The organism is Staphylococcus sp. EG-SA-10, assembly GCF_017151945.1.
In the GTDB taxonomy this organism is placed as follows: domain Bacteria; phylum Bacillota; class Bacilli; order Staphylococcales; family Staphylococcaceae; genus Staphylococcus; species Staphylococcus aureus.
Window position 1 is genome coordinate 168953 of record NZ_JACVZJ010000004.1, and the last position, 12047, is coordinate 180999.

General features: G+C 35.8%; 10 protein-coding genes and 1 rRNA gene. 10 read left to right on the forward strand and 1 reads right to left on the reverse strand.

Annotated elements, in window-relative coordinates:
• Positions 1-7 precede the first annotated feature (7 nt).
• From IDG45_RS05570 to ilvA, 10 genes are all read left to right on the forward strand, one after another.
• A complete protein-coding gene (locus tag IDG45_RS05570) occupies positions 8-163 on the forward strand; it encodes a hypothetical protein (RefSeq protein WP_001791591.1) in 156 nt (51 codons plus the stop codon).
• Positions 164-480: 317 nt separating this feature from the next.
• A complete protein-coding gene (ilvD, locus tag IDG45_RS05575) occupies positions 481-2169 on the forward strand; it encodes a dihydroxy-acid dehydratase (protein ID WP_001255780.1) in 1689 nt (562 codons plus the stop codon).
• 27 nt (positions 2170-2196) lie between these two features.
• A complete protein-coding gene (gene ilvB / locus IDG45_RS05580) occupies positions 2197-3966 on the forward strand; it encodes a biosynthetic-type acetolactate synthase large subunit (RefSeq protein WP_000047831.1) in 1770 nt (589 codons plus the stop codon).
• A complete protein-coding gene (locus tag IDG45_RS05585; RefSeq protein WP_000196910.1) occupies positions 3966-4220 on the forward strand; it encodes an ACT domain-containing protein in 255 nt (84 codons plus the stop codon). The genes ilvB and IDG45_RS05585 overlap by 1 nt, the downstream gene beginning before the upstream one ends.
• Positions 4221-4356: 136 nt before the next feature.
• Positions 4357-5361, forward strand: coding sequence for a ketol-acid reductoisomerase (gene ilvC, locus IDG45_RS05590; RefSeq protein WP_000214552.1), 1005 nt, complete (start codon positions 4357-4359; stop codon positions 5359-5361).
• 29 nt (positions 5362-5390) lie between these two features.
• On the forward strand, positions 5391-6920 hold the full coding sequence (locus tag IDG45_RS05595) for a 2-isopropylmalate synthase (protein ID WP_000094576.1): 1530 nt from the start codon (positions 5391-5393) through the stop codon (positions 6918-6920).
• Between the two features lie 2 nt (positions 6921-6922).
• Positions 6923-7969: a 3-isopropylmalate dehydrogenase gene (gene leuB / locus IDG45_RS05600; RefSeq protein ID WP_000221952.1), complete on the forward strand. Its 1047-nt coding sequence runs from the start codon at positions 6923-6925 to the stop codon at positions 7967-7969.
• 13 nt (positions 7970-7982) lie between these two features.
• On the forward strand, positions 7983-9353 hold the full coding sequence (gene leuC, locus IDG45_RS05605; RefSeq protein ID WP_000531825.1) for a 3-isopropylmalate dehydratase large subunit: 1371 nt from the start codon (positions 7983-7985) through the stop codon (positions 9351-9353).
• Positions 9354-9926, forward strand: coding sequence for a 3-isopropylmalate dehydratase small subunit (gene leuD, locus IDG45_RS05610; RefSeq protein WP_000718949.1), 573 nt, complete (start codon positions 9354-9356; stop codon positions 9924-9926).
• A gap of 14 nt (positions 9927-9940) precedes the next feature.
• A complete protein-coding gene (gene ilvA / locus IDG45_RS05615) occupies positions 9941-11209 on the forward strand; it encodes a threonine ammonia-lyase IlvA (RefSeq protein WP_000216850.1) in 1269 nt (422 codons plus the stop codon).
• 712 nt (positions 11210-11921) lie between these two features.
• Here ilvA and rrf read toward each other — a convergent pair.
• A 5S ribosomal RNA gene (rrf, locus tag IDG45_RS05620) occupies positions 11922-12036 on the reverse strand.
• Positions 12037-12047: the final 11 nt, after the last annotated feature.

Here is a 12047-nt window from a genome sequence, read left to right on the forward strand (position 1 = left end):
CATAAAAATGATTATCCATTGTTCAATCGTATCTAACTTTATATTTAACCTTTATATTGTAACAAATTTCAACTTAAATTTCTTATCTTTGAAACAGATTATCTCTTCAAAGTTAATTGTAAGAAAATTTAAAATATTTGTTGACATACTAAAGCAGATATAGTAAATTAAATTTATCAAATTTTTAGACAATTCTAACTATTAAAGTGATATATACCATTCACGGAAGGAGTATAATAAAATGCTTAATCAATATACTGAACATCAACCGACAACTTCAAATATTATTATTTTATTATACTCTTTAGGACTCGAACGTTAGTAAATATTTACTAAACGCTTTAAGTCCTATTTCTGTTTGAATGGGACTTGTAAACGTCCCAATAATATTGGGACGTTTTTTTATGTTTTATCTTTCAATTACTTATTTTTATTACTATAAAACATGATTAATCATTAAAATTTACGGGGGAATTTACTATGCGAAGCGACATGATCAAAAAAGGAGATCACCAAGCACCAGCAAGAAGTCTTTTACATGCCACGGGCGCGCTAAAAAGTCCAACTGATATGAACAAACCATTTGTAGCTATTTGTAACTCTTATATTGATATTGTTCCTGGACATGTTCACTTGAGAGAGCTTGCAGATATAGCTAAAGAAGCAATTAGAGAAGCCGGTGCCATTCCATTTGAATTCAATACAATTGGTGTTGATGATGGAATAGCTATGGGACATATCGGAATGCGATATTCTCTACCATCACGTGAAATTATTGCAGATGCAGCTGAAACTGTAATTAACGCTCATTGGTTTGACGGCGTATTTTACATTCCTAATTGTGACAAGATCACACCCGGTATGATTTTAGCAGCCATGAGGACAAACGTACCAGCTATCTTTTGCTCTGGTGGACCAATGAAAGCTGGCTTATCTGCACATGGTAAAGCATTAACACTTTCATCAATGTTTGAAGCTGTAGGTGCTTTTAAAGAAGGATCGATTTCTAAAGAAGAATTTTTAGATATGGAACAAAATGCCTGCCCTACTTGTGGTTCATGTGCTGGGATGTTTACTGCAAATTCAATGAACTGTTTGATGGAAGTTTTAGGTCTAGCATTACCATACAACGGTACTGCACTTGCAGTCAGTGATCAGCGACGCGAAATGATTCGCCAAGCAGCTTTTAAATTAGTTGAAAATATTAAAAATGATTTAAAACCACGTGATATCGTTACTCGCGAAGCAATTGATGATGCATTTGCACTTGATATGGCTATGGGTGGTTCAACAAACACGGTACTGCATACGTTAGCCATTGCCAATGAAGCTGGTATTGATTATGACTTAGAGCGCATTAATGCTATTGCCAAACGCACGCCATATTTATCAAAAATAGCACCTAGTTCATCGTATTCAATGCATGATGTGCATGAAGCTGGTGGCGTCCCAGCAATTATTAATGAATTGATGAAGAAAGATGGCACATTACACCCAGATAGAATCACAGTTACTGGCAAAACGTTACGTGAAAATAACGAAGGCAAAGAAATTAAGAACTTTGATGTCATTCACCCTCTTGATGCACCATATGATGCACAAGGTGGTTTATCTATCTTATTTGGTAATATCGCCCCTAAAGGCGCAGTTATTAAAGTTGGCGGCGTTGATCCATCTATCAAAACATTTACTGGGAAAGCAATTTGTTTCAATTCGCATGATGAAGCTGTTGAAGCAATAGACAATCGTACCGTTCGTGCAGGCCACGTCGTTGTCATTAGATATGAAGGACCTAAAGGTGGACCAGGTATGCCTGAAATGTTAGCACCTACTTCCTCTATTGTTGGTCGTGGCTTAGGTAAAGATGTTGCATTAATTACTGATGGTCGTTTTTCCGGTGCCACAAGAGGTATTGCAGTTGGTCATATTTCCCCTGAAGCTGCATCTGGTGGCCCAATTGCCTTAATTGAAGATGGAGATGAGATTACTATTGACTTAACAAATCGTACATTAAACGTAAACCAGCCTGAAGATGTTCTGGCGCGTCGCCGAGAATCTTTAACACCATTTAAAGCGAAAGTAAAAACAGGTTATCTAGCTCGTTATACTGCCCTAGTAACTAGCGCAAATACAGGTGGCGTCATGCAAGTGCCTGAGAATTTAATTTAATTTATTTTTATATTGGAGATGGTTAAAATGTCTAAAACTCAACATGAAGTAAACCAAAATATTGACCCTTTAAAAATGGCTGAATCACTTGAACCTGAACAACTAAATGAAAAAACTTTAAATGACATGCGTTCAGGATCAGAAGTGCTAGTAGAAGCTCTACTTAAAGAAAATGTGGATTATTTATTCGGTTACCCTGGTGGTGCCGTACTACCTTTATACGACACATTTTATGATGGTAAAATCAAACATATTTTAGTAAGACACGAACAAGGTGCTGTTCATGCTGCAGAAGGTTATGCACGTGTATCTGGTAAAACTGGCGTCGTTGTAGTTACAAGCGGTCCAGGTGCAACAAATGTAATGACAGGTATTACGGATGCACATTGCGACTCTTTACCTCTAGTTGTATTCACTGGACAAGTTGCTACACCAGGTATTGGTAAAGATGCATTCCAAGAAGCGGATATTCTATCTATGACTTCACCAATTACAAAACAAAATTATCAAGTGAAACGTGTTGAAGATATCCCTAAAATCGTACACGAAGCTTTCCATGTAGCTAATTCTGGACGCAAAGGTCCTGTAGTGATCGATTTTCCAAAAGATATGGGTGTTTTAGCTACAAATGTGGATTTATGCGACGAAATCAATATTCCAGGTTATGAAGTTGTTACAGAACCAGAAAATAAAGACATTGACACTTTCATCTCACTTTTAAAAGAAGCGAAAAAGCCTGTCGTATTAGCCGGCGCAGGTATTAATCAATCAAAATCAAATCAATTATTAACACAGTTTGTTAATAAACATCAAATCCCAACTGTTACTACTTTACTAGGTCTAGGTGCTGTACCTTATGAGGATACACTATTTTTAGGTATGGGAGGTATGCATGGTTCTTATGCTAGTAACATGGCATTAACTGAGTGTGATTTACTCATTAATTTAGGTAGCCGCTTCGATGATAGATTAGCAAGCAAACCTGATGCCTTTGCACCTAACGCCAAAATTGTACATGTAGATATTGACCCTTCAGAAATTAATAAAGTTATTCATGTAGATTTAGGTATTATTGCAGACTGTAAACGATTTTTAGAATGTTTAAATGATAAAAATGTTGAGACTGTAGAACACAGTGACTGGGTTAAACATTGTCAAAATAATAAGCAGAAACACCCATTTAAACTTGGTGAAGAAGATCAAGTATTTTGTAAGCCACAACAAACAATCGAATATATCGGCAAAATTACAAATGGTGAAGCAATTGTTACTACAGACGTGGGACAACATCAAATGTGGGCAGCTCAATTTTATCCATTTAAAAATCACGGACAATGGGTTACAAGCGGTGGTTTAGGAACAATGGGATTCGGTATTCCTTCGTCAATTGGTGCCAAATTAGCTGATCCTGATAAAACAGTCGTATGTTTCGTCGGTGACGGTGGTTTCCAAATGACAAACCAAGAAATGGCACTATTACCCGAATATGGTTTAGATGTCAAAATCGTACTAATCAATAATGGAACATTAGGTATGGTTAAACAATGGCAAGATAAGTTCTTTAATCAACGCTTCTCACACTCAGTATTTAATGGTCAACCTGATTTTATGAAAATGGCAGAAGCATATGGCGTCAAAGGTTTCTTAATCGATAAGCCAGAACAACTGGAAGAACAATTAGATGCAGCGTTTGCTTATCAAGGACCAGCTTTAATTGAGGTTCGTATTTCCCCTACTGAAGCTGTAAACCCAATGGTTCCGAGTGGCAAATCAAATCATGAAATGGAGGGCTTATAATGACAAGAATTCTTAAATTACAAGTTGCGGATCAAGTCAGCACGCTAAATCGAATTACAAGTGCTTTTGTTCGCCTACAATATAATATCGATACATTACATGTTACACATTCTGAACAACCCGGGATTTCTAACATGGAAATTCAAGTCGATATTCAAGATGATACATCACTTCATATTTTAATTAAAAAATTAAAACAACAAATTAATGTTTTAACGATTGAATGCTACGACCTTGTTGATAACGAAGCTTAATTTTAAGACAAAGGCAATGATGCGCTAATTAGTTATAGATATATCATAGGCTGCTAGTTAACATCTGCCACTATTACAAAGTTATATTTCAGAATTTTCGAAAAACAAAACATTTAATTATTTGGAGGAATTTATTATGACAACAGTTTATTATGATCAAGATGTAAAAACGGACGCTTTACAAGGCAAAAAAATTGCAGTAGTAGGTTATGGGTCACAAGGCCACGCGCATGCACAAAACTTAAAAGACAATGGATATGATGTTGTCATCGGTATTCGACCAGGTCGTTCTTTTGACAAAGCTAAAGAAGATGGATTTGATGTGTTCCCTGTTGCAGAAGCAGTTAAGCAAGCTGATGTAATTATGGTGCTATTACCTGATGAAATTCAAGGTGATGTATATAAAAACGAAATTGAACCAAATTTAGAAAAACATAATGCGCTTGCATTTGCTCATGGCTTTAACATTCATTTTGGTGTTATTCAACCACCAGCTGATGTTGATGTATTTTTAGTAGCTCCTAAAGGACCGGGTCATTTAGTTAGACGTACATTTGTTGAAGGTTCTGCTGTACCATCACTATTTGGTATTCAACAAGACGCTTCAGGTCAAGCACGTAATATTGCTTTAAGTTATGCAAAAGGTATTGGTGCAACTCGTGCAGGTGTTATTGAAACAACATTTAAAGAAGAAACAGAGACAGATTTATTTGGTGAACAAGCAGTACTTTGCGGTGGTGTATCGAAATTAATTCAAAGTGGCTTTGAAACATTAGTAGAAGCGGGTTATCAACCAGAATTAGCTTATTTTGAAGTATTACATGAAATGAAATTAATCGTTGATTTGATGTATGAAGGCGGTATGGAAAATGTACGTTACTCAATTTCAAATACTGCTGAATTTGGTGACTATGTTTCAGGACCACGTGTTATCACACCAGATGTTAAAGAAAATATGAAAGCTGTATTAACTGATATCCAAAATGGTAACTTCAGTAATCGCTTTATCGAAGACAATAAAAATGGATTCAAAGAATTTTATAAATTACGCGAAGAACAACATGGTCATCAAATTGAAAAAGTTGGTCGTGAATTACGCGAAATGATGCCTTTTATTAAATCTAAAAGCATTGAAAAATAAGATAGACCTACAATGAGGAGTTGTTAAATATGAGTAGTCATATTCAAATTTTTGATACGACACTAAGAGATGGTGAACAAACACCAGGAGTGAATTTTACTTTTGATGAACGCTTGCGTATTGCATTGCAATTAGAAAAATGGGGTGTAGATGTTATTGAAGCTGGATTTCCTGCTTCAAGTACAGGTAGCTTTAAATCTGTTCAAGCAATTGCACAAACATTAACAACAACGGCTGTATGTGGTTTAGCTAGATGTAAAAAATCTGACATCGATGCTGTATATGAAGCAACAAAAGATGCAGCGAAGCCGGTCGTGCATGTTTTTATAGCAACATCACCTATTCATCTTGAACATAAACTTAAAATGTCTCAAGAAGACGTTTTAGCATCTATTAAAGAACATGTCACATACGCGAAACAATTATTTGACGTTGTTCAATTTTCACCTGAAGATGCAACGCGTACTGAATTACCATTCTTAGTGAAATGTGTACAAACTGCCGTTGACGCTGGAGCTACAGTTATTAATATTCCTGATACAGTCGGCTACAGTTACCATGATGAATATGCACATATTTTCAAAACCTTAACAGAATCTGTAACATCTTCTAATGAAATTATTTATAGTGCTCATTGCCATGACGATCTAGGAATGGCTGTTTCAAATAGTTTAGCTGCAATTGAAGGCGGTGCGAGACGAATTGAAGGCACTGTAAATGGTATTGGTGAACGAGCAGGTAATGCAGCACTTGAAGAAGTCGCGCTTGCACTATACGTTCGAAATGATCATTATGGTGCTCAAACTGCCCTTAATCTCGAAGAAACTAAAAAAACATCGGATTTAATTTCAAGATATGCAGGTATTCGAGTGCCTAGAAATAAAGCAATTGTTGGCCAAAATGCATTTAGTCATGAATCAGGTATTCACCAAGATGGCGTATTAAAACATCGTGAAACATATGAAATTATGACACCTCAACTTGTTGGTGTAAGCACGACTGAACTTCCATTAGGAAAATTATCTGGTAAACACGCCTTCTCAGAGAAGTTAAAAGCATTAGGTTATGACATTGATAAAGAAGCGCAAATAGATTTATTTAAACAATTCAAGGCCATTGCGGACAAAAAGAAATCTGTTTCAGATAGAGATATTCATGCGATTATTCAAGGTTCTGAGCATGAGCATCAAGCACTTTATAAATTGGAAACATTGCAACTACAATATGTCTCTAGCGGCCTTCAAAGTGCTGTTGTTGTTGTTAAAGATAAAGAGGGTCATATTTACCAGGATTCAAGTATTGGTACTGGTTCAATCGTAGCAATTTACAATGCAGTTGATCGTATTTTCCAAAAAGAAACAGAATTAATTGATTATCGTATTAATTCTGTCACTGAAGGTACTGATGCCCAAGCAGAAGTACATGTAAATTTATTGATTGAAGGTAAGACTGTCAATGGCTTTGGTATTGATCATGATATTTTACAAGCCTCTTGTAAAGCATACGTAGAAGCACATGCTAAATTTGCAGCTGAAAATGTTGAAAAGGTAGGTAATTAATTATGACTTATAACATTGTTGCCCTACCTGGTGATGGAATCGGTCCAGAAATTTTGAACGGATCTCTATCATTGCTTGAAATTATAAGTAATAAATATAACTTTAATTATCAAATAGAGCACCACGAATTTGGTGGTGCCTCTATTGATACATTCGGCGAGCCTTTAACTGAGAAAACCTTAAATGCGTGTAAAAGAGCAGATGCTATTTTACTGGGTGCAATCGGTGGACCTAAATGGACAGATCCTAACAATCGACCAGAACAAGGATTATTAAAATTACGTAAATCATTAAATTTATTTGCAAATATACGCCCCACTACCGTTGTCAAAGGCGCTAGTTCTTTATCACCTTTAAAGCAAGAACGCGTTGAAGGCACAGATTTAGTTATAGTCCGTGAATTGACAAGTGGTATTTATTTTGGAGAACCTAGACATTTTAATAATCACGAGGCCTTAGATTCTCTTACTTATACAAGAGAAGAAATAGAACGCATTGTTCACGTAGCATTTAAATTGGCCGCTTCAAGACGAGGAAAACTAACATCAGTTGATAAAGAAAATGTATTAGCTTCTAGTAAATTGTGGCGCAAAGTCGTAAATGAAGTGAGTCAATTATATCCAGAAGTAACAGTAAATCACTTACTTGTTGATGCTTGTAGTATGCATTTAATCACAAATCCAAAACAATTTGACGTCATCGTTTGTGAAAACTTATTTGGTGATATTTTAAGTGATGAAGCTTCAGTGATTCCTGGTTCACTTGGTTTATCACCTTCTGCTAGTTTTAGTAACGATGGTCCAAGATTGTATGAGCCTATTCATGGATCAGCACCAGATATTGCAGGTAAAAACGTTGCCAATCCATTTGGAATGATTCTATCTTTAGCGATGTGTTTACGTGAAAGCTTAAATCAACCAGATGCTGCAGATGAATTAGAACAACATATTTTTAACATGATTGAACATGGGCAAACGACAGCAGATTTAGGCGGCAAACTGAATACTACTGATATTTTCGAAATTCTATCTCAAAAATTGAATAACTAAGGGGGAGATGTAAATGGGTCAAACATTATTTGACAAGGTGTGGAACAGACATGTGTTATACGGAAAATTGGGCGAACCGCAACTATTATACATTGATTTACACCTTATACATGAAGTTACTTCTCCTCAAGCATTTGAAGGACTTAGGCTTCAAAACAGAAAATTAAGACGCCCAGATTTAACATTTGCAACACTCGATCACAATGTTCCTACTATTGATATTTTCAATATTAAAGATGAAATTGCAAACAAACAAATCACAACATTACAAAAAAACGCCATAGATTTTGGGGTGCATATTTTTGATATGGGTTCTGATGAACAAGGTATTGTTCACATGGTAGGACCTGAGACAGGACTTACACAGCCTGGCAAAACAATCGTTTGCGGTGACTCTCACACAGCAACACATGGAGCATTTGGTGCTATTGCATTTGGAATTGGAACAAGTGAAGTTGAACATGTTTTCGCAACTCAAACGCTATGGCAAACAAAACCCAAAAACTTAAAAATCGATATTAATGGTACCTTACCAACAGGCGTCTATGCTAAGGACATTATTCTGCATTTAATTAAAACGTATGGTGTTGATTTTGGTACAGGCTATGCTTTGGAATTTACTGGCGAAACAATTAAAAACCTTTCAATGGACGGTCGAATGACTATTTGTAACATGGCTATCGAAGGTGGTGCCAAATACGGCATAATCCAACCTGATGATATAACATTTGAATATGTTAAAGGGAGACCATTTGCCGATAACTTCGCTAAATCAGTTGATAAGTGGCGTGAGCTATATTCTGATGACGACGCGATATTTGATCGTGTAATTGAACTTGATGTTTCAACATTAGAACCTCAAGTGACATGGGGAACTAATCCTGAAATGGGTGTTAATTTCAGTGAACCATTCCCTGAAATCAGTGATATCAACGATCAACGTGCGTATGATTATATGGGGTTAGAACCAGGACAAAAAGCTGAAGATATCGATTTAGGTTATGTTTTCCTCGGTTCATGTACAAATGCTAGACTATCAGATTTGATTGAAGCTAGTCATATTGTTAAAGGAAATAAAGTTCACCCAAATATTATAGCTATTGTCGTACCAGGTTCTCGTACAGTAAAAAAAGAAGCTGAAAAATTAGGTCTAGATACTATTTTTAAAAATGCAGGATTTGAATGGCGTGAACCAGGATGTTCAATGTGTTTAGGCATGAATCCTGACCAAGTACCTGAGGGTGTACATTGTGCATCTACAAGTAATCGAAACTTCGAAGGACGACAAGGCAAAGGTGCTAGAACACATTTAGTATCCCCTGCTATGGCAGCAGCAGCAGCTATTCATGGTAAATTTGTGGACGTAAGAAAGGTGGTTGTTTAAATGGCAGCAATCAAACCTATTACAACATATAAAGGTAAAATAGTCCCTCTTTTCAACGATAATATCGATACAGATCAAATCATTCCTAAAGTACACTTAAAGCGTATTTCAAAAAGTGGCTTTGGTCCATTTGCTTTTGATGAATGGCGGTACTTACCTGATGGTTCAGATAATCCTGATTTCAATCCAAATAAGCCTCAATATAAAGGTGCATCCATATTAATTACTGGAGATAATTTCGGATGTGGTTCAAGTCGTGAACATGCAGCTTGGGCACTTAAGGACTATGGCTTTCATATTATTATTGCAGGAAGTTTCAGCGACATTTTTTATATGAATTGTACAAAAAATGCAATGTTACCAATTGTTTTAGAAAAAAATGCACGTGAACATCTTGCGAAATATGTTGAAATTGAGGTCGATTTACCAAATCAAACTGTGTCATCACCAGACAAGAGTTTCCATTTTGAAATTGATGAAACTTGGAAGAATAAACTTGTAAATGGCTTAGATGACATTGCAATCACCCTACAATATGAATCATTAATAGAAAAATATGAAAAATCACTTTAAGGGAGTTGAATATTATGACAGTCAAAACAACAGTTTCTACGAAAGATATCGATGAAGCATTTTTAAGACTTAAAGATATTGTCAAAGAAACACCTTTACAATTAGACCATTACTTATCTCAAAAGTATGATTGTAAAGTTTATTTAAAACGAGAAGATTTACAATGGGTACGTTCTTTTAAATTAAGAGGTGCTTACAACGCTATTTCTGTTTTATCAGATGAAGCTAAAAGTAAAGGTATTACATGTGCGAGTGCAGGTAATCATGCTCAAGGTGTTGCCTATACAGCTAAAAAACTTAATTTAAACGCTGTTATCTTTATGCCAGTCACTACACCTTTACAAAAGGTAAATCAAGTAAAGTTCTTTGGAAATAGTAACGTTGAAGTTGTACTCACTGGTGATACATTTGATCACTGTTTAGCTGAAGCTTTAACTTATACAAGTGAACATCAAATGAACTTTATAGATCCATTCAATAATGTTCATACAATTTCTGGACAAGGTACGCTTGCTAAAGAAATGCTAGAACAAGCAAAGTCTGACAATGTTAACTTTGATTATCTATTTGCCGCAATTGGTGGTGGCGGTTTAATTTCAGGTATTAGTACCTATTTTAAATCCTATTCTCCCAACACAAAAATTATCGGAGTTGAACCTTCAGGTGCTAGTAGTATGTATGAATCTGTTGTCGTAAATAATCAGGTTATCACATTACCTAATATCGATAAATTTGTCGATGGAGCTTCTGTAGCCAGAGTTGGCGATATTACTTTTGAAATTGCCAAAAAAAATGTAGATAACTACGTACAAGTAGATGAAGGTGCTGTATGTTCAACAATTTTGGATATGTATTCAAAACAAGCAATAGTAGCAGAACCCGCTGGCGCTTTAAGTGTAAGTGCGCTTGAAAACTATAAAGATCATATTAAAGGTAAAACAGTGGTTTGTGTCATTAGTGGTGGTAATAATGATATTAATCGAATGAAAGAAATTGAAGAACGTTCATTACTATACGAAGAAATGAAGCATTACTTTATCTTAAATTTCCCTCAACGTCCAGGTGCATTGAGAGAATTTGTAAATGACGTGTTAGGACCTCAAGACGATATTACTAAATTTGAATACTTAAAAAAATCTTCTCAAAATACAGGTACTGTCATTATTGGTATTCAACTTAAAGATCATGATGATTTAATACAACTCAAACAACGTGTAAATCATTTCGATCCTTCCAATATTTATATTAATGAAAATAAGATGTTATATTCATTGTTAATTTAACACATATTAAGAAAAGCAGTCATAAATTGATTTCTAATTGAAATCATCTTATGACTGCTTTTTATTATGCTTTACATTATTGAGGTTGCACGCTTTGTATACCATCGTATATTTCTTTGAGCCTAAAATCTTCTTTGTCTTTACTTTTTTACTTTGCTACTTTAGTCATAAAAAAAAGAGACCTTGCGGTCTCAACTTGCCTGGCAACGTTCTACTCTAGCGGAACGTAAGTTGGCTACCATCGTCGCTAAAGACCTTTCTTGACTTGTGACAATCGCTTGCTTCTTTCCTCTCCTTCGGCTCTCGCTTACTCATTTAGCTCTACTAAACTCGTTGCGCTCTTTTCTCGTTTCGTCAGATTCAAACGTTTTCACTTCGTCAAGCCATTTTTCTTTGTGTTAACTTTTTACTATGTAACTTTAGACATAAAAAAAGAGACCTTGCGGTCTCAACTTGCCTGGCAACGTTCTACTCTAGCGGAACGTAAGTTGGCTACCATCGTCGCTAAGAACCTTTCTTGACTTGTGACAATCGCTTGCTTCTTTCCTCTTCTTCGGCTCTCGCTTACTCATTTAGCTCTGCTAAACTCGTTGCGCTCTTTTCTCGTTTCGTCAGATTCAAACGTTTTCACTTCGCCAAGCCATCTTTCTTTGTGTTTGCTTTTTACTATGTAACTTCAGACATAAAAAAAGAGACCTTACGGTCTCAACTTGCCTGGCAACGTTCTACTCTAGCGGAACGTAAGTTCGACTACCATCGACGCTAAGGAGCTTAACTTCTGTGTTCGGCATGGGAACAGGTGTGACCTCCTTGCTATAGTCACCAGACATATGAATGT

Excerpts from the sequence above, each read along its gene's own strand:
- ilvC (WP_000214552.1), top strand. The coding sequence starts at position 4,357 with ATGACAACAGTTTATTATGATCAAGATGTAAAAACGGACGCTTTACAA.
- IDG45_RS05570 (WP_001791591.1), top strand. The coding sequence starts at position 8 with ATGATTATCCATTGTTCAATCGTATCTAACTTTATATTTAACCTTTAT.
- leuC (WP_000531825.1), top strand. The coding sequence starts at position 7,983 with ATGGGTCAAACATTATTTGACAAGGTGTGGAACAGACATGTGTTATAC.
- IDG45_RS05595 (WP_000094576.1), top strand. The coding sequence starts at position 5,391 with ATGAGTAGTCATATTCAAATTTTTGATACGACACTAAGAGATGGTGAA.
- ilvA (WP_000216850.1), top strand. The coding sequence starts at position 9,941 with ATGACAGTCAAAACAACAGTTTCTACGAAAGATATCGATGAAGCATTT.
- leuD (WP_000718949.1), top strand. The coding sequence starts at position 9,354 with ATGGCAGCAATCAAACCTATTACAACATATAAAGGTAAAATAGTCCCT.
- IDG45_RS05585 (WP_000196910.1), top strand. The coding sequence starts at position 3,966 with ATGACAAGAATTCTTAAATTACAAGTTGCGGATCAAGTCAGCACGCTA.
- ilvD (WP_001255780.1), top strand. The coding sequence starts at position 481 with ATGCGAAGCGACATGATCAAAAAAGGAGATCACCAAGCACCAGCAAGA.
- leuB (WP_000221952.1), top strand. The coding sequence starts at position 6,923 with ATGACTTATAACATTGTTGCCCTACCTGGTGATGGAATCGGTCCAGAA.
- ilvB (WP_000047831.1), top strand. The coding sequence starts at position 2,197 with ATGTCTAAAACTCAACATGAAGTAAACCAAAATATTGACCCTTTAAAA.